This is a genomic window from Herbaspirillum lusitanum, assembly GCF_046025995.1.
Taxonomy (GTDB): domain Bacteria; phylum Pseudomonadota; class Gammaproteobacteria; order Burkholderiales; family Burkholderiaceae_D; genus Herbaspirillum; species Herbaspirillum lusitanum_A.
The window spans coordinates 56,087-78,514 of record NZ_JAQQFM010000007.1; the positions used below are offsets into that span (position 1 = coordinate 56,087).

Consider the following 22,428-nt stretch of genomic DNA (forward strand, 5'->3'; position numbering starts at 1 on the left):
CCTGCTTGCCGGAATCGTCGCCAGCCCGGGCGCCGGAGCCCTGCATCATTCGCCGGCGCTCTTTTTCAGCAGAGCTTGGCGCAGCTCGGGCGCGCTGGTCTCAGGCGCCAGCCAGATGGCAAAGAAGGCTTTGCCGAATTGCGGATCTTCAATCTGGCCGATGGCTTTGCCATCCATGAAAAAGCTGACACCCTTGTTCGGTGTGAAGATGCCGCTCAGGTGAGAGCCTTCCTGAACATCCGGGAACAAGGCGCGCATCTGATCCAGCCATTGCTGGCGTTGGCCGGGGTTGCCCAGTCCCAGTTTCTCGATCTGATCGGCGCTGGCCTCGGCGATGCGCTTGCCGCTCAGCTTGCGCGCATAGCGCAGATCGAGCGCAAACGGCGCCGAGGATTTCAGCAGGGCATCGAATGCGTTCGCACTATTGGCGGGCAGCGGCTGATCCAGCCACAGTCTGGCGTCGTAAATGCGCATGCCGAACCAGCGAAAGCCGCCGCTGCCGGAGGCGAAAGCATGCGGCAGCGCCTGGGCGATATGCGGCGGTGCCGCGGCTGCCGCTGTCGCTGCCAATTTATCGTCATCGGCACGTGCGCCGGGAAGCGTGGCAATGCACAGCATGACGCTCAGCACCAGCAGCGTGGCGCAGTGAATCAGCCATCGCCTTTGCGGCTGCACAAGGCTGGTTCTTGCTGTCTGTGTATTGATGAGGGCCTTCCTCGGCAACTGGCCTGCCCGGAGTTGTGCTGTATCCATTCTGACTGCCCTCTTGTGGTGGAAGTAGTGCCGTCCGAACTGGCGCCGTCAATTCCTGATCAGCGTGAATTGCATGACGTTGATATTTCCGGCGCGGAACCCGGCTTCGCAATACGCCAGATAGAAGTCCCAGGTGCGGATGAAGCGCTCGTCGAAACCCTGCACCCTTACTTCGCGCAGTTGCGCGCGGAACTGCCGACGCCAGATCGCCAGCGTCTCGGCATAGTCGAGACCGAAGGGGAAAATGTCGGCGACGTGCAAACCGTGCTTTTGCGCCAGCTTGCAGAACACTTCGCGCGAGGGCAGCATGCCGCCCGGGAACACGTATTGCTGAATGAAGTCGGTGCCCTTGCGGTAAGTCTCAAACAGCGCGTCGTCAATCACGATGCTCTGAATGCAGGCGCGGCCTCCCTGACGCAGATTGCGATTCAGGCAGGCAAAGTAGCTGTCCCAGTATTCTTCGCCGACCGCTTCGAACATTTCTATGGAGGCGATGGCATCGTATGGCTCGTCGACGTCGCGGTAATCGCAGAGTTGCAGATTACCGCGACCGTCCAGGCCGGCTTCCTGCAATCTCTTCTGCGCGTAGCGCAATTGCTGTTCCGACAGCGTGAGGCCGGTCAGGCTGACACCGCCTTCGCGGATCGCAGTCTCGGCGAAGCCGCCCCAGCCGCAACCGATTTCCAGCACGCGGCTGCCTTGCTTGACCTGCAATTGCTGCAGCACGCGGCGGTACTTTGCGTATTGCGCCTGTTCCAGCGTCTGATCGTCCTTGCCGGAGAAGATAGCGGCCGAGTAACTCATCGACGGGTCCAGCCACAGCCAGTAGAAATTATTGCCGAGGTCGTAATGGGCGCTGATGTTCTTGCGGCTGCCGGCGCGTGTATTGCGATTGCGCCAATGCTTGATGCGATAGGCCAGGCGTCCCAGCCAGCTGCCGTAGAGCGCGCTTTCTATCTGCTGACGATTGCGTGCCAGCAGTTCCAGCAGGCCGGGCAGATTGTCGGTGTGCCAGTGGTTGTCGATGAAGCTTTCGGCAAAGCCGATGTCGCCCGATTTGAGCGCGGCCAAAAACGGAGTCCAGCTGTTCAGCGTGAGCGATATCGGCGCCGCCGGCGCGTGCGGCTCGTCGCCGACGCCGAAGTTGCGCACCTGGCCGTCGGGCAGAAACAAGCGCAGGCTGCCGTGGCGGAGTTGCTCCAGCATGCGCAGGATGATGCGGGCACGATAGGGAATACGTGAAGAAGGGCGGTTTGATGTGGTGAATTCCATCGACATGCAGGGAGTAGACAGATGGCCCGATGCGCCGGGCGCACTGTGCGCGTTATTGTTGGAGTGGGTCGAGTGATCCGGATTCATCAGGATACCTTGCTGGCGGGTGGTTCGGGTTTGCTGAAAAACGGGACGCGCTTGAGCCACAGGCGCAGCGCCTGCCAGTGTATGCGCGCCATGACGCCAAAGCTTTGCAGCGGGTATGTGAAGAAGGTGCGCAGCAGCCGGCCGTCTTGCAGTGCGTGGGCTTCGCCCGACACGCTGGTTTGCAGCAACACGCCGTCGGCGCCGTCGTGATAGTCGATGCAGGCCAGATGGCGTTGGCGTTCGCAAGCAGAGGCCTCGCGTTGCATGAAGCGAAAGCGATAGTGGCCCTGGACTTCGCAGAAGGGCGAGACGTGAAAAATCTTGCTGGCCTGCAACTCCTGGCCCCATTCCAGTTCGTGGCCCTGATCGAGCAGATAGCAATGGCGCTCGCCGAAGGTATTGCGTACTTCGCACAGGATCGCGCGCAGGCTGCCGTCGGCGCGATGGCAAAACCAGAAGGACACCGGATTGAACACATAGCCGAGTACGCGCGGGAAGCATTGCAGCCAGATTTCGCCATCGGCATCGTGCACGCCGTGCTGGCGCAGCTGGGCTTCGATCCAGCCCAGCAGGTCCCCCTGATGCTGGCCTTGCTGGTCGCCGTGATCGCGGTCATGAAACGAGAGCAGGTTGAAGCGATTGCGCGACAGCAGGCGCGAGCCGAAATCCGTTTTGCCGGCCGCGGCCAGACTGCGCAGCGGCAGACGAATGAAATAGACGCCATAGCCGAAGGCATGCTGCACCGGCCGCAGTCGCGTATGACGCACCTGGCCCAGGCACAGTTGCGGCGCGCGCGTCACCGCGGCGGCGCTTGCGTCCGGGGGCGCGGCCGGATCCGCTTGAGCGGATCGGAACGGAGCTTGCAGCTTGGCTGGCACGAGGTGTCCTTTGCTCTCTTCGATTCAGCGGTTGATATTGCTAGGGTTATTGGGCGTATTGGGCAATTGATGCGCTTTCGGTACGGCGTGAAATGCCAGACTGCGAATTTCCTGCGCCACGGCCAGACCCGATTTCAGGCCGTCTTCGTGGAAGCCGTAGCCGGTCCAGGCGCCGGCGAACCAGGTGTTGCGTTCGCCTTGCAGCAGCGCCAGTTGTTTTTGCGCCTCGACGGCGGCGCCGTCGAATACCGGATGCGCGTAATCGTAACTGGCGATGACTTTGTCTGCTGCCGGTTCCTGCACCGGGTTAAGCGAAACGATGACCGGGGTCTCGAACGGCAGCGGTTGCAGCATGTTGATCAGGTAGTGCACGCAAACCTGCGGCTCGCGCGCCTGCACCGCCTGATAATTCCAGGCCGACCAGGCGGCCTTGTTTTCCGGCAGCAGGCTGGCGTCGGTGTGCAGCACGGCGCGATTCGGATGATAGCGGATCGCGCTCAGAATGCGCGACTCGCTGTCATCCAGATCCAGCAGGAGCAAACGGGTCTGATCGCTGTGGCAGGCCATCACCACGTGATCGAAGATTTCGGTTTTGTCGCTGGTTTCGACACCGACGATGCGGGTCTTGCCGAGACGGGTGCGGGTGACCGCCTTGACCGGTGTGTTCAGACGGATGTCGGGAATTGCCGTCAGCATCTTTTCCACATATTGACGCGCGCCGCCCTTGACCGTGAACCATTGCGGCCGGTCGTTGACCTGCAGCAGACCATGGTTGTGGCAGAAACGGATGAAGGTGCCGACCGGGAATTCCAGCATCTGATGCGTAGGGCAGGACCAGATGCAGCCGGCCATGGGCAGCAGATACCAGTTACGGAATTCGGCACTGTAGCGGTTGGCATCGAGGAAGCTGCGCAGCGGCTGCGCCATGGCGATATCGTCGTTGGCTTCAGCCAGTGCAGTGGCCTGGCGGTTGAAACGCATGACGTCGCGCAGCATGCGCCAGAAGCTCGGGCGCAGCAGGTTGCTGCGTTGTGCGAAGACGGTGTTCAGATTGGCGCCGGCCCACTCCAGCATGGTCGAACCGAACAGCCCGGGGCCGCGGCGCGGCATCTTGACCGAGAACGACATATCGGTGCCGACCGTTGCAATATCGAGATCCTCGAACAGGCGAACCAGATTCGGATACGTCTTGTGATTGAACACCAGAAAACCGGTGTCGACGCCGTGGGTCTTGCCTTCCAGCGTGACGTCCACCGTATGGGTATGGCCGCCGAAGTAATCGTTGGCCTCAAACAGCGTGACTGCCAGACCAGACTGCGCCAGTTTGTAGGCGCAGGAAAGGCCTGCAATGCCGGATCCGATGACTGCAATTTTCATGATGGACTTGTTCTTGGTATTGGTGATCAAAATGGCAAGTGAACAACAAAGCGGGCGACAAAACGGACGATAAAAACGGGCGCCATTCAGGTCTCTTCGCTCACGCTCACAGCTATATACGTGGCGGATGCAGTATCGGATGCAACAAATCGCAAAATAATTGTCAGCGAGTAATGGCCTTGCACAAAAGGCCGGCAATTTCATTGTCTGGCAGCAAATGATGATTGCAATACTGTCTATTAAAAATTGCAATTCTAACCGGCACGAATGGGGGGGGGCATGCAGACTGCGATACCGGCCGCAGAAATTTGTGCGGCGCAAGGCTCAAACGCTCAAGCCGTGCTCGCGGCGATCCGTTATACAGGGGCAACTGCCAAAAAACATAACAGCGGCACATAAGGCATCGATCTGCAGAAGCTCGGTTCAGGTCTGCCGGTCGTTGTCATCCTAAGAGATCGACACGATGCACAGGGAGCGGGAGCACTATGAAAAACATGAAAATCGGTACACGCCTGGGACTCGGCTTTGCGGCCATTCTGATTCTGATGGGGCTGATTACCGGTATCGGCGTCTGGCGGCTGCAATCGGTCGGCAAACTCAACGACTTGATGGTCAACGACGCGCTGGTGAAGGAAAGGCTGGTCAACGAGTTCTACAAGTCGATCGAGCTCAACGTCGGCCGCATTGTGGCCGGCGCCAAGAATGCCGATCCGGTACAGCAGAAGTATTACAAGGATCAGATCGTCGCCACCATCGCCAGGAACAACGGCTATGTGAAGCGCATGGAAGAGCTGATCACCGACGATCAGGGCAAGGCGGCCCTCAATGAAATCAATGAGCATCGCAAGGTGGTGATCGCCGCCAATAACGCAGTGTTCAAGGAAAAGGACGCGGGTAACGAAGACGCCGCCAGGAAGTTGGTGGAGGAGCAACTATTGCCGAACAGCCGGCTTTATCTGAGTAGCATCGAAAAGCTGGCAGTGCAGCAGGCGGATCGCATCAAGGCGCTGACAGCCGAAGTGGATGGGGTATTCCGTGCCGCGCGCATGATGATGATGGCGTTGGGCGCTTTCGCACTGGCGGCCGGCGTGGTGCTGGCCTTCGTCATTACGCGTTCGATCACGCGGCCGCTGATCGAAGCGGTGGATGTGGCCGGGCGGGTGGCGCAGGGCCAGCTGGGTAACCGGATCGAGGTGAAGTCGTCCGATGAAACCGGGCAACTGATGATGGCGCTCAAGGAAATGAACGACAACCTGACCGGCATCGTCAGCAAGGTGCGCATGGGCACCGACACCATCGCCACGGCATCCAGCGAGATCGCCAACGGCAATCTGGATCTGTCGAATCGCACCGAGCAGCAGGCCAGCTCGCTGGAAGAGACTGCCTCGGCGATGGAGGAGCTGACTTCCACGGTGAAGCAGAACGCCGACAACGCGCGTCAGGCCAATCAGCTGGCGGTGTCGGCATCGGAAGTGGCAGTGCAGGGCGGCAGCGTGGTCGGTCAGGTGGTCAACACCATGGCGTCTATCAATGAGTCTTCGCGCAAGATTGTCGACATCATCGGCGTGATCGACGGCATCGCATTCCAGACCAATATCCTGGCGCTGAATGCGGCGGTGGAAGCGGCACGCGCCGGCGAGCAGGGACGCGGCTTTGCGGTGGTGGCGTCCGAGGTGCGTAGCCTGGCGCAGCGCTCTGCGGCGGCCGCCAAGGAGATCAAGGGCCTGATCGACGATTCGGTGGAAAAGGTGGATGCCGGCAGCAAGCTGGTGGCGCAGGCCGGCGTGACGATGGATGAAGTGGTGAGCAGCGTGCGGCGCGTGACCGATGTGGTGGCGGAAATTTCTTCGGCCAGCCAGGAGCAGAGCGACGGCATCGAACAGGTGAATCAGGCCATTACGCTGATGGACGAAGCTACTCAGCAAAACGCGGCACTAGTGGAGCAGGCCGCCGCCGCGGCCAAGGCCTTGCAGGATCAGGCGGCGACGTTGACGGAAACGGTCAGTGTATTTCGGCTCAATGCCTGAATCGGCAGGCAAGGTCTCGGAGGGACTCGGTCACGTATCTCGACCCCGCCCGGCCTTGCAAGGCCGGGCTTTCGAGCCCCTCCCGCAAAGCGCGCAGGCGCTTTGCTCGTGTGCCCCGAAAACGCAAAAAAGGCCGATTAACTTTCGTTAATCGACCTTTTATGTTTTGGTGCCCACGGAGGGACTCGGTCACGTATCTCGACCCCGCCCGGCCTTGCAAGGCCGGGCTTTCGAGCCCCTCCCGCAAAGCGCGCAGGCGCTTTGCTCGTGTGCCCTGAAAACGCAAAAGGCCGATTAACTTTCGTTAATCGACCTTTTATGTTTTGGTGCCCACGGAGGGACTCGAACCCCCACACCTCGCGGCACATGGACCTGAACCATGCGCGTCTACCAATTCCGCCACGTGGGCAATAACGCGAAAGAACGAGATTATATACGATGAAAAATGCTTGTCAATATCTTCGGCAGGCCTCGCTTGATTTGTTTGCAGAGCGGCAAGCAGGGCGATGCGGATAGGAGAGGCAGCACGCAGGCCGGTTCATTTGGTACGCTTGCCGATGCCGGCAGCGGAACCGGCCGGCACCGCCCTCGGTCTGCATGCTGTCGGCCTCCGGTTAGGTAAACGGCGGTAACTCCGTTACACTAGAACCCGCTTGCCCGGCATCCACACATGCCGGCCGGGTATTTGCAATCCGAAGAGCGCGCAAACACCATGCTGCATCCGGTCGCTGCTCTCATGAATAACAATTGAGCGAATAACACTTTTGAGCCAATTTCCATATTCCATTCCCAGCCGTGAAGAGATTCTCGGCATCCTGCGCACCTCGTCGTCGGCCCTGAGCGCCGTAAATCTGGCAGCCGCACTTGGCGTCAAGCCTGAAGAAATGGATGGTCTGACGCGCCGCCTGAACGCCATGGAGCGCGACGGCCAGATCACCCCCGACCGTTCCGGCAATTACAAGCTGACGCATTCGCCGAGTTTCATCGAAGGCCGCGTGAGCAGTCACCGCGACGGTTTCGGTTTCCTGTTGCCGGACGACGGCAGCGGCGATATTTTCCTGCCGGAAAAGGAAATGCAGAAGGTCTTGAACGGCGATCGCGTGCAGGCGCGCATCATCGGTACCGACCGCCGCGGCCGTCCGGAAGGTACCATCGTCGAAGTGGTGACGCGCGCCAATACGCACGTCATCGGTCGTCTGCTGAATGAAAACGGTGTATGGGTGGTGGCGCCGGAAGACAAGCGCATCGGCCAGGACGTGATCCTCGCCGGCTCGCCGGGCAAGGCCAAGGCCGGCCAGGTGGTCAGCGTCGAATTGACGGAGCAGCCGTCGCGTTACACCCAGCCGGTCGGCAAGATCGCCGAGATTCTGGGCGACATCGACGACCCGGGCATGGAAATCGAAATTGCGGTGCGCAAATACGGCGTGCCGCATGAATTCTCGGAAGCCGCCAAGAAGCTGTCGTCCAAGTTGCCGGGCGAAGTCAAGGCGGCCGATCTGAAGGATCGCGTCGATCTGCGCGATGTGCCGCTGGTCACGATTGACGGCGAAGACGCACGCGACTTCGACGATGCGGTCTACTGCGAACCGGTCAAGATCGGTCGCACCAAGGCTTACCGTCTGATCGTCGCGATTGCCGACGTCAGCCATTACGTCAAGCCGAACGACGCGCTGGATGTGGATGCGCTGGAGCGCAGCACCTCGGTGTATTTCCCGCGCCGCGTGATTCCGATGCTGCCGGAAAAACTGTCGAACGGGCTGTGCTCGCTGAACCCGGATGTCGATCGCCTGACGCTGGTGTGCGATGCCGTGATCACTGCCAAGGGCGAGATCAAGGCCTACCAGTTCTATCCGGCGGTGATTCACTCCGCCGCGCGTCTGACCTATACCGAAGTCGCGGCCGTGCTGGCCAATACCAAGGGGCCGGAAGCGTCCAAGCGCATCGGCCTGGTGCCGCATCTGCTGCATCTGTATGAAGTGTTCCAGGCGCTCTTGCAGGCGCGCCACGCACGCGGCGCCATCGATTTCGAAACCACCGAAACCTATATCGTCTGCAATGCCGCCGGCAAGATCGAGAAGATCCTGCCGCGCACCCGCAACGACGCGCACAAGGTGATCGAGGAGTGCATGCTGGCGGCCAACGTCTGCGCCGCCGATCTGCTGCAGCGTCACAAGCATCCAGGTCTGTTCCGTATCCACGCCGGACCGACCAAGGAAAAACTGAATCAGCTGCGCACTTTCCTCAAGCAGATAGGCCTGAGTCTGGCCGGCGGCGATTCGCCGAGTGCTTCCGACTACGCCGAGCTGATGCCCAAGATCAAGAGCCGGCCGGATGCCTTGCTGATCCAGACCATGCTGTTGCGCTCCATGCAGCAGGCGGTCTACAGCCCGGAAAACATCGGCCACTTCGGTCTCTCGTATGAATCCTATGCCCACTTCACCAGCCCGATCCGGCGCTATCCGGATCTGCTGACACACCGCGCCATCAAGGCGATTCTGCAAGGCAAGCGCTACGATCCCAAGGGCATCGAAACCGCAGAGCTCAACACCATGCTGTCGCCTGCTGCGCGCAAGATGCAGGCGCAGGACAAGGCCAACGGCAAGAAAAAGGCCGAAGGCGCGCTGGCGATCTGGGAAGCGCTGGGCATCCACTGCTCGGCCAATGAACGCCGCGCCGATGAGGCTTCACGCGATGTCGAGGCATGGCTGAAGTGCTACTTCATTCGCGACAAGCTGGGCGAAGAGTTCACCGGCACCATTTCCGGCGTCACCACCTTCGGCATTTTCGTGCAGCTTGATGCGCTGTATATCGAAGGCCTGGTGCACGTGACCGAGCTGGGCGCCGATTATTTCCAGTACGACGAGTCGCGCCATGAGCTGCGCGGCGAACGTACCGGTATCCGCTATCAGCTGACCGACCGCGTGACGGTGCAGGTCAGCCGCGTCGATCTGGACGCACGCAAGATCGATCTGCGACTGGTGACCGAGCCTGGCATCCGTACGCTGATCAAGAACGAAGCGCGCCGCGCCGAACACGCAGCCAAGGGCGGCAAGGGCGCATCAGCCGGTGCCGCCGGCGGCGGTGGTCGCGGCGGTGCAGCGGGCAAGGGCGCAGCCGGCAAGACAGCTGTCGCCAAGGCAGCGCCGGCGGCGGCCAAGGCCGGTAAGGGCAAGGCGGCAGCGAAACCTGCAGCCCACGCCAAACCGGGTGAAGCCGACCGCAAGCGGGCAACCAAGGCTTATGCCAAACCAGGTAAGAAGAAACGTTAAACAAGCAGGAATATGAAGAGCAAAATGATTTTCGGCTTTCACGCCGTGACCTCACGTATCCGCCACGAAGCTTCGTCGGTGGATGAAATTTATGTCGACTCCGATCGCAAGGATCGCCGTATGCTGGATTTGCTGCATGCTGCGAAAGAGGCTGGCGTGCGCATCATCATGGCGGATGATCAGCGCCTGTCCAACATGGTTGGTACACGTCGGCATCAGGGTGTGGTCGCCAAGGCCGCCGCGCTGTCGCTGGCCCGTACGCTGGACGAACTGCTGGATGCGGTCGAAGGACCGCCGCTGCTGCTGATTCTGGACGGCATCACCGATCCGCACAATCTGGGCGCCTGTCTGCGGGTGGCCGATGGCGCCGGCGCACATGCCGTGATCGCCCCCAAGGATCGCGCAGTCGGCCTCAACGCCACTGCCGCCAAGGTGGCCAGCGGCGCCGCCGAAACCGTGCCTTACATCACCGTGACCAATCTGGCGCGCACCATGCGCGATCTGAAGGAGCGCGGTGTCTGGCTGATCGGCACCACCGACGATGCCGACAAGGATCTGTATGAAGGCGACTTCTCCGGTCCCACCGCGCTGGTCATGGGCTCGGAAGGCGAGGGCATGCGCCGGCTGACGCGTGAAACCTGCGACGTGCTGGTCAGCATCCCGATGTTCGGTTCGGTCGAAAGCCTGAATGTGTCCGTGGCTTCCGGCGTCTGTCTGTACGAAGCGAGACGTCAACGTATTCCCAGGTAAGCCGACGATCCAATTTTCCGTACCAGTGACGGGCCGGATCTGAAAGGATCCCGGCCCGTTTTCTTTGCGGCGGCCGCTATCCGGCGGGTGCCAGGAAAACCTCGTTGCGCGGCAGTGCCATCGCATGCTCTCCTCCTCCGAGATTAAAAGCGATTAAGATGGCACTTCCTTGTTTTTGGTATTTGCTTGTTCATTTCCGTACTCATCAGCCTCTATGTTCAGCCGACTTCGTGAAGACATCTCCAGCATCATCGAACGCGACCCCGCAGCGCGCAATGCATGGGAGGTGCTGACCTGTTACCCCGGTCTGCATGCGGTGGTGGTTCACCGCTGGGCGAATGCCTGCTGGCGTGCCGGCTTCAAGTGGCTGGGGCGTTTCGTTTCGCATCTGGGGCGTGGTCTGACCGGCATTGAAATCCATCCCGGCGCCACGATAGGGCGGCGCGTATTCATCGATCACGGCTTCGGTGTGGTGATCGGCGAGACCGCCATCATCGGCGACGACTGCACCATTTATCAGGGGGTGACGCTGGGCGGCACCTCGCTCAGCAAGGGCGCCAAACGCCACCCCACGCTGGGACGCGGCGTGATCATCGGCGCCGGCGCGCAGGTCCTGGGCGGCTTCATCGTGGGTGACGGCGCCAAGGTCGGCTCCAATGCGGTGGTGGTGAAGGAGGTGCCGGCCGGTGCCACGGCGGTCGGCAATCCGGCCCGCGTGGTGTTGCGCAAGGAGGCACTTGATCCGCGCGAGCAAGCTGCGGCGCGCATGTTCGCGGCCTATGGCGTCATGCCCAACGGCGATGATCCTTTGTCCAAGGCCTTGCACGGCCTCATCAGTCAGGTGACGGCGCAGGAACATCAGATCGAAGCAATGCTGGCTGCGCTGAGGAATGCCGGCATCGGTTGCCAGCGTCTTGAAGAACTGGAAAAATTCGACCCGGAAAAACTCAACAAGCTGGTTGATTGAGGATGGGCTGCGGCGAGCTATGAAGGCCTGAGGAGTCTTGATTGATCAGGTGCGCCGGCTACAGTCTGAAATTGCAGGTGTGAAGAAAAAGCCTTGCTGCCGTTGATACGGCAGCAAGGCTTTTGTACATTAGCGCAGGCGTTGCTTCAACGCCTCGGCAGCGTCATGCGAGCTCTGTGCCGGCGCCGTCGAAACGATGCAGCACGCCATCTGCGGTCAGACTCATCCAGCCGCCGCGCGGCGGTTCCACATCGTATTCCCAGTCCGGCAAGACGTAGCGCAGGCGTTGCGGCTGATCTCCTTCGGCCAGTGTCACATGTAGCGCGGGACGATGCGTGTGGCCATGGATCAGCGTATCCGTCGCGGTGCTGTCGAACAGGCCGCGTATCGCATCGGGATTGACGTCCATGATCTCCATGGACTTGTTCTGATTGGCGTCCTGGCTGTTCTTGCGCAGGCCTTCGATGATGGCTTTGCGCTGCGCCAGCGGCATTGCCAGAAACTGCTGTTGCCACGCCGTTTGCCGCACCTGCGCGCGGAAGGCCATGTAGGCCTGATCGTCGGTGCATTGGGCGTCGCCATGCGCCAGTGCAATCTTGCGCCCGGCCAGTTCGATCACGTGCGGATCGGGCAGCAGCGTCAGACCGGCGGCATCGGCAAAGACCTGGCCGACGAGAAAATCACGGTTGCCGCCTATCCAGTAGAGCTTCACACCGGTGTCGCTCAGCTTGCGCAGGGCGCTGGCGATTTCCTCGTTGTAAGGCGTGGCGAGGTCGTCGTCGCCGGCCCAGTATTCAAAGATATCGCCGAGCAGAAACAGATGCTGCGTTTGCGTCGCCTGCTCCGCCAGGAAGGTGTGGAAAGCGGCCGTGGTGCGCGGCAGGCTGGCCTGCAAATGCAGGTCGGAAATAAAAAGCGCAACCGTCGGTTGCGCTTTTTGCGAGGACTGAGAAGTCGTCATTGATAGCTTTGTCGCTGAATCAGTAATCAGTCGGAACCGACTCAGACCACTTCGGCTTTTTCGATGATCACGTCTTCAGCCGGCACGTCGGCGAACATGCCGGTGCGGGTGGTCTTCACAGCCTTGATCTTGTCGACCACGTCGGTGCCTTCGGTCACTTTGCCGAACACGCAATAACCAAAGCCATCCTGACCAGGATAGTCGAGGAAGCTGTTGTTCTTGACGTTGATGAAGAACTGGGCCGATGCCGAATGGGGCGCCGAAGTACGTGCCATCGCCAGGGTGTATGGCTCATTCTTCAGGCCGTTCTTGGCTTCGTTTTCGACCGGATCGTTGGTCGGCTTTTGCTTCATGCCAGGTTCGAAACCGCCGCCCTGAACCATGAAACCATCGATCACGCGATGGAAAATGGTGCCGGCGTAGTGGCCGGATTTGACGTACGCCAGGAAGTTTTCCACGGTCTTCGGCGCTTTTTCTGCGTCCAGCTCGACCTTGAAGCTACCGTGATTGGTGGTGAAGAGAACTGCCATGGTAAATCCTTTACTTGATGAGTTGCTTGAAAGAAATTGGTTTGCGCTAAAGCCGGAAAACCAGATAGCTGCCTGAAATTACTTGACCAGCGTCGCCGATTCGATCACCACCGGCGTCATCGGTACATCGCTGTACATGCCGCTGCTGGTGGTGCGTACCTGCTTGATCTGATCCACGACATTGGCGCCCTGGATCACTTTGCCGAATACGGCGTAGCCCCAACCGTCGCGGCTGGGATAATCCAGCGCCCGGTTATCGGCAACGTTGATGAAGAATTGCGCGGTCGCCGAATGCGGATCGCTGGTTCTGGCCATGGCGATAGTATAAACCTCGTTCTTCAAACCGTTCTTGGCTTCGTTCTTGATCGGCGCATCGGTCGCCTTTTCTTTCATGTTCTTGTCGAAGCCGCCGCCCTGGATCATGAAGCCATTGATCACGCGATGGAAGATGGTGCCGTTGTACTGGCCCTTTTTCACGTACTTGAGGAAATTCTCGACCGAGCCCGGCGCTTTTTCCTGATTCAGTTCCAGCACGATGTCGCCCATGCTGGTTTTCAGCAGCACGTGCGGCGCATCGGCCGCGTGCGCCGTCAGGGCGGCGCTGGAGAGGGAGAGGGCGGCGATGCCGGCGAGCAGTGTGCGACGAGAAATCATCAGGCGTTACCTTCGTAAATAATTTTCCATTGCGATCCTTCCTTCACCCAGTATTGGCGTTTGCGGATCGAATTCTTGCTTTTGCCGACGGCACTTTCCTGAGTGAAAGTGCTGACGATCATGTCTTCCGGGCCGGGGTAGCGGATCAGGCTGACATCGCGCAATTTGACATTGGTCAGACGCGCCCCGTTCATACTTTTTTGCTGGCGGGCAAACCAGGTGGAGAGGCTTTCTCCCAGATTGGAGCGGAAGTCGCGCGAGTAATAGGACAGAGTTTTGTCGCCGTCATTTTCCTCCAGCGACTGCTGCCATTGCTCCAGCATCTTACCGGCCGAATCGCGTTGCCTGTCCCAGTCGCTGCGCGGAATGAACTTCACATCCTGGCTGATCACCACCACCGTCTTGCCGACTTCTGCGGTCGCATACAGACTTTGCAGATCGGGATTGGCCAGCACCACGCAGCCGTCTGAGGACAGCGGCGGCCGGCTGAAATTGTCGGCCGGCGTGCCGTGCAGCCAGATGCCGTAACCGCTGCGGCCATTGCGCTTGTCCCATTCATTCGGATAGCTCAGCGGCAGCGCGCCGGTGCCGTAAAAATCGGGCAGCTTGGGGCCGGGAATGCGGCCGTTGACGTAGTACACGCCGATCGGCGTGCGCTGGTCGCCTTGCTTGGTCTTGTTGGCGCCGAAGCGGCCTTGTGAAATGTAATAGTCGCTCTGAAACTTCAGCTCGCCGCCCTGATTTTCATATACATACAGGCGCGAGCGCGAAGTGTCGACCACCAGCAGATTCTTTTGATCTTCGCCGATCTGCAGCACCGCCTGCGGAATCCGGTTGGGATCGGGGCGCTCTTGCAAGGACTTGATGCGCACCATCGCTTCAGCGCGCAGCTCTTGCAATTTTTCCGAAGGCGCATCGGCCATTGCGCCGAAATTGCGCACCGGGCGCGCGTGCATCAACAGCAGATCGCCGCGCACCAGATGGCCGAGGCGGAAGGTCGGATAGGCTTCGACCAGCGCATCGGCCTTGGCTTGCGCTTCACGCAGGCGATTGTTGCCCAGGTCTTTATAGACTTCGATCAGCAGCGCTTCAGGATCGGCCTTGCGGATTTCCGGCGTCGCGCTTTGCGGGGGAATCGAAGAGGAGGAGGCCAGACTGCCGGCTACCGGCGCAGCAGCCAGACACAAGCTTAGCAGGCATCCGAGCGCGCGCAGCGGATGCTTATATGAAGCGATTGCAGACATTACCCTCCCGAGCGTTCCTGTTTGATGAGCCAGCGATTGCCCTGTTTGGTGAAGATCAGAGTCTTGTGGCTGTCGACCGTAAGCCGGTTCGAATTATATATCTGACGGAAACGGACCGTGGCGGTATTGCCCTTGATACTGACCTGCGGCGAACTGACCTTGACGCTGATGCGTCCCTTGTCTTCGATGCGCGCACGCCGTTCTTCCGCCCATTCCTTGCGCGATGCGCCCTTGGGCGTGTCGAAATCGCTGGCGTAATGGTTCAGGTAGCCCTTGACGTCCTTCTCGCTCCAGTCTCTGGCCCAGGTATTGAGTGCCGTCAGCAGGGCGGTGCGATCCTGTTCGAGATTGTTGCTGTTGGCCTTGTCGGCAGCCTTGGCTTTGTCGGCCTTTTCCTTCTCTGCCTTGGCCTTCTCGGCCTTTTCGTTTTTCTCTTGTTCGGCCTTGGCCAGCTTCTGTGCCTTGTCAGCCTGTGCCGCTTGTGCGGCAGCCTGGGCAGCAGCTTGCGCCGCCTGTGCCTGGGCGGCTTTTTCCTTTTCCTTCTCTTTTTCTTTCTCGCGTTTTGCTGCCGCTAACTTCTCGGCAGCCGCGGCCTTGTCGGCGGCGGCCTTTTCCGCAGCGATGCGCTCCGCTGCGGCCTTGTCGGCAGCAGCCTTGTCTGCGGCGGCTTTGGCAGCCGCTTTTTCAGCCGCCTTCTGAGCGGCGGCCTCTGCGGCCCTGGCCTTGGCGCGCTCCTGCTCTTGCACCGCAGCATCGGCGGCAGCCTTGGCGGCCAGGGCATCGATCTTGGGATCGCGCACCGGCTCGACCGAGGTCGGCGGCGTCGCCGGCGCAACAGGGGCCGACGGCGCTGCCGGCGCCGCGGGTTTGGATTGCGAGGCACTGGCCAGCTTCGGCACGGTGCCGCCCGAGACATTGCCGTTGAGCGAGCGCACCAGCGTCAGCTTGGGTTGCGGCACATTGGCGGCCGGATCCAGTTGCAGCGCCTTGTCATAGGCCTGGCTGGCCAGCTTGGCGTAGACGTCGCCGAGATTGTCGAGCGCGGTGGCGTAAGTAGGGTTGGTGCGCATCGCCATATCGAGCGTCGCACGCGCCTTGTCGTACTGGCCGTTGGCGGCGTACAGCACCGCCAGATTGTTGTAGGGCTCAGGCAGATCGGGGAAATCTTCGGTCAGTTTGCTGAACACTGCGATGGCCTCGGCAGAACGGTTTTGTTCTGCTAAGATCAGGCCCTTCGTGAAACGCAGTTGCGCGTCGCGCGGATGTTTGGCGAGTATCGCATCGGTCTTGGCCAGCGCTTCGGCGTATTGGCCGGCACGCATCAGCTTGTTGATATCCGAGGTTTCGCTGGCGTGCAGCGCGGTCGAAAACAGTGCCGCAATCAGGCCGGAAAGTAGTGCAGTCTTATTCAGCATGCCGCGCAAACCATGGCGAGTAGTGTGTTCTTGTGATTCAGGGCGCATGGTTTCATCAATGCTATACTCGAATGAAAACAGGCATTTTATATCAAAGAAGTACTACAAATAGGGTTTTGACTATCGTGTTGCGTTCATGTTGTAGACGCTGATTACAGTCCGATCCAAGGGGCGAGTCCGGCACCATCCCGGGACGTCTTCGGAAAAGAAACGTGCCGAATCAAAGGCATATCCGAAGCGCCGCCCATATGAACGCATCCGCAATACAGTCTGATCCAGGCAAGAAATCCCATCCATGAGCAAGCTCAAAATTTACAACACGCTGGCGCGTGATAAGCAGGTTTTTTCTCCAATCCACGCAGGCAAGGTCGGACTTTACGTCTGCGGCATGACTGTGTACGACTATTGCCACCTCGGCCACGCCCGTGTGATGGTGGTCTTCGACATGGTGCAGCGCTGGCTGCGCGATATCGGTTACGACGTCAACTACGTGTGCAACATCACCGATATCGATGACAAGATCATCAATCGCGCTATCGAAAACCGCGAGTCCATCGGTCAGCTGACCCAGCGTTTCATCGACGCCATGCATGAAGATGCGGCAGCGCTTGGTGTGCAACGTCCCGACCACGAGCCGCGCGCGACGCAGTTCGTGCCGCAGATGCTGGACATGATCGCGAAGCTGCAGGCCAATGGCCTGGCCTATCAGGCTGAAAACGGCGACGTCAATTATTCGGTGCGCGACTTTCCCGGCTACGGCAAGCTGTCCGGCAAATCGCTGGATGATCTGCGCGCCGGCGAGCGGGTGGACGTCAATACCGGCAAGCGCGATCCGCTTGATTTCGTACTGTGGAAATCGGCCAAGGCCAGCGAGCCCGATGAGGCCAAGTGGGATTCGCAATGGGGCCAGGGCCGTCCCGGCTGGCATATCGAATGCTCGGCCATGTCGAACGAAGAGCTGGGTGATCATTTCGACATCCACGGCGGCGGTCAGGATCTGCAGTTCCCGCATCATGAGAATGAAATCGCGCAGTCCGAAGGCGCGCACCAGCACTCCTTCGTCAACTACTGGATGCACAACGGCTTCGTGCGCATCGACAATGAAAAGATGTCGAAGTCGCTGGGCAACTTCTTCACCATTCGCGACGTGCTGAAAAATGAAGGAGGCCGTCCTTACGATGGCGAAGACGTGCGTTTTTTCATGCTGCGCGCGCATTACCGCAGTCCGCTGAATTACTCCGACGCGCACTTGGACGACGCCCGTCAGACGCTGGCTCGTCTGTACAACACGCTCAAGAATGTGCCGCCCGAAGCCGCGGCGCTGGATCGCAATAGCGAGCACTCCCAGCGTTTCATCGAAGCCATGAATGACGACTTCAATACGCCGCTGGCAATTTCCGTGCTGTACGAACTGGCCGGCGAAGTGAATAAATCACAATCGCCGCAGGCGGCGGCACAACTGAAGGCGATGGCGGCGATTCTCGGTCTGCTGCAGCAGGATCCGGATGGCTATCTGAAGGGCCGTAAATTGCCGCCGGGCGCCGCTCAAGAGCAGGCCGGCGACGCATTGACGGAAACCGACATCGCACGCAAAATTGCCGATCGCGTAGCTGCCAAGCAAGCCAGAAACTTTGCCGAGGCTGACCGCATTCGTACTGAATTGACGGAGGCCGGCATCGTTCTGGAGGACAAACCGGGCGGCCTGACAGAATGGCGCAGAGGTTGATGACCATGAGAACAATAAGTCCGGAGGATCCGCGACTGATGATTCCTTCCTATTGGGAGGAGGCCAAGTCGGAGCTGATGAAGCGCGACCGCATCATGCGCAAGCTGATCCCGCAATTCGGCGATCTGCAACTGACCGCGCGCGGCGACGCCTTCACCACGCTGGCGCGCTCCATTATCGGGCAGCAGATTTCCACCAAGGCAGCGAGTGCCATGTGGCAACGTTTTCTGGAAGTCTGTCCCAAATGTACCCCGCTGCAGGTGACGCGCGCCGGTGCCGAAAGTCTGGCCGGCTGCGGCCTGTCCAAGCGCAAGGCGGAATACATTCTCGATCTCGCGAATCACTTCAAGGCAAAAACCGTGCATCCCGACAAATGGGCGGAGATGGACGACGAAGACGTGATCGCCGAGATGCTGCAGATCCGAGGCATCGGTCGCTGGACAGCCGAGATGTTTTTGATATTTAATCTGCTGCGCCCTAACGTGCTGCCGCTGGACGACCTGGGCTTGCTCAAGGGCATCAGCGTCAACTATTTTTCAGGCGAGCCGGTGTCGCGCAGCGATGCGCGCGAAGTGGCTGCCAACTGGGAGCCGTGGCGCACCGTCGCCACCTGGTATCTGTGGCGTAGCCTGGATCCGCTGCCGTCGGAAGAGTGATCCCGGCCACGGCTGGCGAATTGAAGGGCGTGGTGTATACTCGCGTCCTCGCAAGGATTGCAAGTTGCATGTCTTGCCATGGAATTGCTGCCGGGGAATGCAGCAAGTGGCGGACATCGGTCTTGTTAATAAAGGAATACGATGAGTAAATCGACAACGACTTTTCTGGGGTTTGAACAGGCCATCGCCGAGCTCGACGCCAAGATCGAAGAGTTACGTTTTGTGCAAGACGACTCGGCCGTCGACATCTCGGAAGAGATCGAGCGCCTGGTCAAGAAAAGTCAGCAACTGACCAAAGACATCTACGCCAAGCTGACGCCATGGCAAGTCTCGCAGATCGCGCGCCATCCGCAACGTCCTTACACCATGGACTATGTGCGCGAAATCTTCACCGACTTCCACGAGCTGCACGGCGACCGCACTTTCTCGGATGACCAGTCCATCGTCGGCGGTCTGGCCCGTTTCAACGGTCAGGCTTGCATGGTGATCGGGCATCAGAAAGGCCGCGATACCAAAGAACGTGCAATGCGCAACTTCGGCATGCCGAAACCGGAAGGCTATCGCAAGGCCATGCGCCTGATGAAAGTCGCCGAAAAATTCAATTTACCGATTTTTACCTTCGTCGATACGCCGGGCGCATTCCCCGGCATCGATGCGGAAGAGCGCGGCCAGTCGGAAGCGATCGGCCACAATCTGTATGTGATGGCGGAACTGAAAGTGCCGCTGATCGCGACCATCATCGGCGAAGGCGGCTCCGGCGGCGCGCTGGCGATTGCAGTCGGCGATTCGGTGCTGATGCTGCAATATGCGACTTACTCGGTGATCTCGCCGGAAGGCTGCGCTTCGATTCTGTGGAAGACCGCCGATCGCGCAGCCGACGCTGCCGAAGCGCTGGGCCTCACTGCACATCGTCTGAAGGCCATCGGCCTGATCGACAAGATCGTCAGCGAACCGCTGGGCGGCGCGCATCGCGATCCGAAGCAGATGGCGTCCTTGCTCAAGCGCGCACTGAGCGATACGCTGCGCCAGTTCCAGGGCGTGAAGACCAAGGAGCTGCTGGCGGCACGTCATGAAAAACTGATGGCCTACGGCAAGTTCAAGGAATTGAATTCGACGGACTAAGCCGTCTCAGCAAGTCCCCGGCCGAAAGGGCGTGCGTCATTCAAAGGCGCACGCCATTTTTTTTGCAGCGCGCATTTTTACTCACACGCCATGTCATCGATCGACGATTCATTTTCAGCTTCTGATTCCGCCAGCGGCTATTCCGCAAGTCAGCGGCGGCTGTCGCCCGCACTGAGCGACAGCGTGTATGCGCAGGCGCTGGCGGATACTTTGTCGTCGATTGCCGTGAGCGGCGAAGACTCAGCAGGCAATGGGCGCGTGCTGGCGGTGGCCTACAGCGGCGGACTCGATTCCAGCGTGCTGCTGGACGTCGCCGCCGCCTACGCGCGCCAGCATCATCTCAAACTGTTTGCGTTCCACATTCATCATGGTCTGAGCATCCATGCCGATCAATGGCTGGCGCATTGCCGCCAGCGTTGCCAGCTCGCTGGGATCGCGTTCGACAGTGAGCAGGTCGCGCTGCAGGCGCGCGACAAGAGCGGGGTGGAAGAGGCGGCGCGGCTGGCGCGCTATGCTGCATTGGGGCGCCTGAGCCTGCGCCACGAGGTAGATATTCTGCTGAGCGCACATCATCAGGACGATCAGGCTGAAACAGTGCTGCTGCAACTCTTGCGCGGCTCGGGCGTGGCCGGCTTGTCGGGCATGGATGCATTCAATACCGCGCCGGGCTTGCTCGGGTCGGAGGCGCTGACGATTGCGCGGCCCTTGCTGTCGTTCAGCCGCGCGCAATTGGAAAGCTACGCGCAGCATCATGCTTTGCCGCATATCGAAGACGAGTCGAACGCCGATACGCGCTACGCGCGCAACAATCTGCGACATCGTGTGATGCCTGCCCTGGCCGCGTCTTTCCCCGGTTTTCAGGAACGCTTCGCGCGTACTGCGCAGCATGCCGCAAGCGCACAGAAGTTGCTGATCGAGCTGGGCCAGCAAGATTTTTCCGCCTGTTGCGAACATGATTATCTGCTGATGGCGCCCATGCGCGAACTGAGCGAAGAGCGCTTTTACAATCTGCTGCGTTACTGGTTCGGTTTGCGCGGCATGCGCATGCCGTCTTCGGCCTGGCTATTGGAGTTGCGTGCGCAACTCTTGCAGGCCAAGGACGAGGCGCAACTGTGCGTCTCGCATCCCGATGGCGAAATCCATCGCTATCGCGGGCGCGTATTTCTGACGCCCCGACGCACCCCGCCGGATGAAGCGCAGGCCGATCTGCATTTCGTCTGGAGCGGAGAAGACTGCCTGCGCTTCCCCGCATTCGGCGGCACCCTGCATTTCGACCGCTGCGCTGCAGAAGTGGATGCACAAGCAGGCGCCGGCGTCGACGCGCAGTGGCTGCGCGGCAAGGATCTTTCGGTGCGCGTGCGCAGCGGCGGCGAGCGTGTGCGGCTGGCTTTCAATCGTCCGGCCAAGAGTCTCAAATATCATTATCAGTCGCTCGATATTCCGGCGTGGGAGCGGCCCTTTCTGCCGATGGTATTCGTCGGCGAAGAATTGCTGTACGCGGCCGGCATCGGCATGGATTGCTCTGCGCCGGCAGCGTCTGCGGAGCGGATCAGCTTGCGATGGCAGAGCGAATGATTTTCTGCCAGCGCTGACGACTGCATCAGTCTGCTCGCCATCGCTCAGGACAATCGGAATGCCTGCCGGAGCAGGATCGCGCAATACAAAAAGCCCGTCATGACATCAGGTCATGACGGGCTTTTGCGTTATCCCTAACATGGAGGTGAAGCGACGCGCAGCGCGATAACACTGCGAGCCTGCTACACGCTCTTTCGGCGACTTAGTTTGACTTGCTTCGGCTTACTTGGTCTTGGCAGCAGTGGTATCTGCGGCCGGCTTGGCTTCAGGTGCTGCCGCCTTGTCCTTGCCGGCAGCTTCTTTCTTCTTGGCGACCTTCTTGTGCTTGGTCGCGTGTTCGCTCTTTGCCTTCGGTGCTGCGGTAGCGGCGGCAGGTGCGGTCGCTGCGGCAGGCGCGGCAGGTGCTGCGGCGGCGCCGGTTTGTGCGAAGACTGGCAGTGCCAGAGCGGTCAGCAGGGAAGCAACGATGACGGATTTCGAGTTCATGGCAATGTCCTTAAAAATGGATGATGTTGAATCAGCGTCGGGTACGTTTGTGTATCGCGCCGCCTTACTCCATTAACGAGCCAGCCATTGCGCCGACGACATCAAAGTGTTTCAAAACATGTCATATTTGTAAGCAATTGTCCTGGCCGTCATCGCCAGGTATTTTCGGGTTTCGGATGTGCGTTTCAGATAAATGAAAGGCCGTGTCCGCTCAAACCGAATACCCCGATCAGGCCCACTAAGATCAGATACAGCGCGACGATCACATTGAGCAGACGCGGCGCGATCAGGATCAGTATGCCGGCGAGCAGGGCGACCAGCGGGCCGATGGTGAGATGAAGATTCATGGTGGATGCTCCTGACTGTTGTTGTTGGTGTAAGACTGCGCCGGTTCTCTCAGGCGCGCGATGACGCCCGCTGCAGTCCGTCATGCAAATCGATTCCTATGCAGTCGTGCTCAGCCAAAAATACCGACGATGCCGATCACGATCAGATACAGGGCCACGATGTAATTGAGCAGGCGCGGCATGACCAGAATCAGGATGCCGGCGATCAGCGCGGCCAGCGGGCCGAAAGAGAGGTGAAGGTCCATGGATGAACTCCTTTTGTGATGGATGGATAGCGGAGCTGCAGAAGGCGGTCATGCGCTGCTGCACGCAAGATATCGCTGCCATGGATG

The 22,428-nt window shown here is 59.9% G+C and carries 20 protein-coding genes and 1 tRNA gene; 8 read left to right on the forward strand and 13 right to left on the reverse strand.

Annotation, left to right across the window (positions count from 1 at the left end):
* Positions 1 to 45 precede the first annotated feature (45 nt).
* The 4 genes from PQR62_RS16185 to PQR62_RS16200 form a co-directional block, all read right to left on the reverse strand.
* Positions 46 to 675, reverse strand: coding sequence for a chalcone isomerase family protein (locus PQR62_RS16185; RefSeq protein WP_408159022.1), 630 nt, complete (start codon positions 673 to 675; stop codon positions 46 to 48).
* Between the two features lie 126 nt (positions 676 to 801).
* Entirely contained in the window at positions 802 to 2,025 is a 1,224-nt protein-coding gene (locus PQR62_RS16190) for a class I SAM-dependent methyltransferase (protein ID WP_408159366.1), read from the reverse strand.
* An 86-nt stretch (positions 2,026 to 2,111) separates the two neighbouring features.
* Positions 2,112 to 2,912, reverse strand: coding sequence for a DUF1365 domain-containing protein (locus tag PQR62_RS16195; protein WP_408159367.1), 801 nt, complete (start codon positions 2,910 to 2,912; stop codon positions 2,112 to 2,114).
* A 102-nt stretch (positions 2,913 to 3,014) separates the two neighbouring features.
* Positions 3,015 to 4,367, reverse strand: coding sequence for an NAD(P)/FAD-dependent oxidoreductase (locus PQR62_RS16200; protein ID WP_408159023.1), 1,353 nt, complete (start codon positions 4,365 to 4,367; stop codon positions 3,015 to 3,017).
* 485 nt (positions 4,368 to 4,852) lie between these two features.
* Between PQR62_RS16200 and PQR62_RS16205 the strand changes: the two genes are divergently transcribed.
* A complete protein-coding gene (locus tag PQR62_RS16205) occupies positions 4,853 to 6,394 on the forward strand; it encodes a methyl-accepting chemotaxis protein (protein WP_408159024.1) in 1,542 nt (513 codons plus the stop codon).
* Positions 6,395 to 6,718: 324 nt separating this feature from the next.
* Here PQR62_RS16205 and PQR62_RS16210 read toward each other — a convergent pair.
* Positions 6,719 to 6,803: transfer RNA gene (locus tag PQR62_RS16210), tRNA-Leu, on the reverse strand.
* 355 nt (positions 6,804 to 7,158) lie between these two features.
* Between PQR62_RS16210 and rnr the strand changes: the two genes are divergently transcribed.
* From rnr to cysE, 3 genes are all read left to right on the forward strand, one after another.
* Complete coding sequence (gene rnr, locus PQR62_RS16215; RefSeq protein ID WP_408159025.1) at positions 7,159 to 9,663, forward strand: ribonuclease R; 2,505 nt, start codon at positions 7,159 to 7,161, stop codon at positions 9,661 to 9,663.
* A gap of 12 nt (positions 9,664 to 9,675) precedes the next feature.
* The gene (gene rlmB, locus PQR62_RS16220) at positions 9,676 to 10,413 is read left to right on the forward strand and encodes a 23S rRNA (guanosine(2251)-2'-O)-methyltransferase RlmB (RefSeq protein WP_408159026.1); all 738 of its coding nucleotides are present in this window, start codon (positions 9,676 to 9,678) and stop codon (positions 10,411 to 10,413) included.
* Positions 10,414 to 10,627: 214 nt separating this feature from the next.
* Positions 10,628 to 11,380, forward strand: a complete 753-nt coding sequence (cysE, locus tag PQR62_RS16225; RefSeq protein WP_408159027.1) for a serine O-acetyltransferase — start codon at positions 10,628 to 10,630, stop codon at positions 11,378 to 11,380.
* A gap of 163 nt (positions 11,381 to 11,543) precedes the next feature.
* On the opposite strand, the gene PQR62_RS16230 is transcribed toward cysE, so the two are convergent.
* The 5 genes from PQR62_RS16230 to PQR62_RS16250 form a co-directional block, all read right to left on the reverse strand.
* Positions 11,544 to 12,341, reverse strand: a complete 798-nt coding sequence (locus tag PQR62_RS16230) for a UDP-2,3-diacylglucosamine diphosphatase (protein WP_408159028.1) — start codon at positions 12,339 to 12,341, stop codon at positions 11,544 to 11,546.
* A 41-nt stretch (positions 12,342 to 12,382) separates the two neighbouring features.
* The gene (locus PQR62_RS16235) at positions 12,383 to 12,871 is read right to left on the reverse strand and encodes a peptidylprolyl isomerase (RefSeq protein ID WP_408159029.1); all 489 of its coding nucleotides are present in this window, start codon (positions 12,869 to 12,871) and stop codon (positions 12,383 to 12,385) included.
* A gap of 78 nt (positions 12,872 to 12,949) precedes the next feature.
* On the reverse strand, positions 12,950 to 13,528 hold the full coding sequence (locus PQR62_RS16240) for a peptidylprolyl isomerase (protein ID WP_408159368.1): 579 nt from the start codon (positions 13,526 to 13,528) through the stop codon (positions 12,950 to 12,952).
* Entirely contained in the window at positions 13,525 to 14,769 is a 1,245-nt protein-coding gene (locus tag PQR62_RS16245; RefSeq protein ID WP_408159030.1) for a L,D-transpeptidase family protein, read from the reverse strand. The genes PQR62_RS16240 and PQR62_RS16245 overlap by 4 nt, the downstream gene beginning before the upstream one ends.
* Positions 14,769 to 16,232, reverse strand: a complete 1,464-nt coding sequence (locus tag PQR62_RS16250) for a nuclear transport factor 2 family protein (protein ID WP_408159031.1) — start codon at positions 16,230 to 16,232, stop codon at positions 14,769 to 14,771. Before PQR62_RS16250 ends, PQR62_RS16245 begins: the two co-directional genes overlap by 1 nt.
* Before the next feature lie 247 nt (positions 16,233 to 16,479).
* Between PQR62_RS16250 and cysS the strand changes: the two genes are divergently transcribed.
* From cysS to tilS, 4 genes are all read left to right on the forward strand, one after another.
* Positions 16,480 to 17,910: a cysteine--tRNA ligase gene (gene cysS / locus PQR62_RS16255; RefSeq protein WP_408159032.1), complete on the forward strand. Its 1,431-nt coding sequence runs from the start codon at positions 16,480 to 16,482 to the stop codon at positions 17,908 to 17,910.
* Positions 17,911 to 17,915: 5 nt separating this feature from the next.
* Positions 17,916 to 18,566: a DNA-3-methyladenine glycosylase family protein gene (locus PQR62_RS16260; protein ID WP_408159033.1), complete on the forward strand. Its 651-nt coding sequence runs from the start codon at positions 17,916 to 17,918 to the stop codon at positions 18,564 to 18,566.
* Between the two features lie 141 nt (positions 18,567 to 18,707).
* Positions 18,708 to 19,688: an acetyl-CoA carboxylase carboxyltransferase subunit alpha gene (locus tag PQR62_RS16265; RefSeq protein ID WP_408159034.1), complete on the forward strand. Its 981-nt coding sequence runs from the start codon at positions 18,708 to 18,710 to the stop codon at positions 19,686 to 19,688.
* A 90-nt stretch (positions 19,689 to 19,778) separates the two neighbouring features.
* Positions 19,779 to 21,263, forward strand: coding sequence for a tRNA lysidine(34) synthetase TilS (gene tilS, locus PQR62_RS16270; protein ID WP_408159035.1), 1,485 nt, complete (start codon positions 19,779 to 19,781; stop codon positions 21,261 to 21,263).
* A 222-nt stretch (positions 21,264 to 21,485) separates the two neighbouring features.
* Here tilS and PQR62_RS16275 read toward each other — a convergent pair whose 3' ends face one another.
* From PQR62_RS16275 to PQR62_RS16285, 3 genes are all read right to left on the reverse strand, one after another.
* Positions 21,486 to 21,749, reverse strand: coding sequence for a hypothetical protein (locus tag PQR62_RS16275; protein WP_408159036.1), 264 nt, complete (start codon positions 21,747 to 21,749; stop codon positions 21,486 to 21,488).
* 185 nt (positions 21,750 to 21,934) lie between these two features.
* Positions 21,935 to 22,096: a DUF3096 domain-containing protein gene (locus PQR62_RS16280; RefSeq protein ID WP_408159037.1), complete on the reverse strand. Its 162-nt coding sequence runs from the start codon at positions 22,094 to 22,096 to the stop codon at positions 21,935 to 21,937.
* A gap of 110 nt (positions 22,097 to 22,206) precedes the next feature.
* Entirely contained in the window at positions 22,207 to 22,341 is a 135-nt protein-coding gene (locus tag PQR62_RS16285; protein WP_408159039.1) for a DUF3096 domain-containing protein, read from the reverse strand.
* Positions 22,342 to 22,428: the final 87 nt, after the last annotated feature.

Excerpts from the sequence above, each read along its gene's own strand:
- PQR62_RS16190 (WP_408159366.1), bottom strand. The coding sequence starts at position 2,025 with ATGGAATTCACCACATCAAACCGCCCTTCTTCACGTATTCCCTATCGT.
- PQR62_RS16200 (WP_408159023.1), bottom strand. The coding sequence starts at position 4,367 with ATGAAAATTGCAGTCATCGGATCCGGCATTGCAGGCCTTTCCTGCGCC.
- PQR62_RS16205 (WP_408159024.1), top strand. The coding sequence starts at position 4,853 with ATGAAAAACATGAAAATCGGTACACGCCTGGGACTCGGCTTTGCGGCC.
- rlmB (WP_408159026.1), top strand. The coding sequence starts at position 9,676 with ATGAAGAGCAAAATGATTTTCGGCTTTCACGCCGTGACCTCACGTATC.
- cysE (WP_408159027.1), top strand. The coding sequence starts at position 10,628 with ATGTTCAGCCGACTTCGTGAAGACATCTCCAGCATCATCGAACGCGAC.
- PQR62_RS16230 (WP_408159028.1), bottom strand. The coding sequence starts at position 12,341 with ATGACGACTTCTCAGTCCTCGCAAAAAGCGCAACCGACGGTTGCGCTT.
- PQR62_RS16235 (WP_408159029.1), bottom strand. The coding sequence starts at position 12,871 with ATGGCAGTTCTCTTCACCACCAATCACGGTAGCTTCAAGGTCGAGCTG.
- PQR62_RS16245 (WP_408159030.1), bottom strand. The coding sequence starts at position 14,769 with ATGTCTGCAATCGCTTCATATAAGCATCCGCTGCGCGCGCTCGGATGC.
- PQR62_RS16250 (WP_408159031.1), bottom strand. The coding sequence starts at position 16,232 with ATGCGCCCTGAATCACAAGAACACACTACTCGCCATGGTTTGCGCGGC.
- cysS (WP_408159032.1), top strand. The coding sequence starts at position 16,480 with ATGAGCAAGCTCAAAATTTACAACACGCTGGCGCGTGATAAGCAGGTT.
- PQR62_RS16260 (WP_408159033.1), top strand. The coding sequence starts at position 17,916 with ATGAGAACAATAAGTCCGGAGGATCCGCGACTGATGATTCCTTCCTAT.
- PQR62_RS16265 (WP_408159034.1), top strand. The coding sequence starts at position 18,708 with ATGAGTAAATCGACAACGACTTTTCTGGGGTTTGAACAGGCCATCGCC.
- tilS (WP_408159035.1), top strand. The coding sequence starts at position 19,779 with ATGTCATCGATCGACGATTCATTTTCAGCTTCTGATTCCGCCAGCGGC.
- PQR62_RS16275 (WP_408159036.1), bottom strand. The coding sequence starts at position 21,749 with ATGAACTCGAAATCCGTCATCGTTGCTTCCCTGCTGACCGCTCTGGCA.
- PQR62_RS16280 (WP_408159037.1), bottom strand. The coding sequence starts at position 22,096 with ATGAATCTTCATCTCACCATCGGCCCGCTGGTCGCCCTGCTCGCCGGC.
- PQR62_RS16285 (WP_408159039.1), bottom strand. The coding sequence starts at position 22,341 with ATGGACCTTCACCTCTCTTTCGGCCCGCTGGCCGCGCTGATCGCCGGC.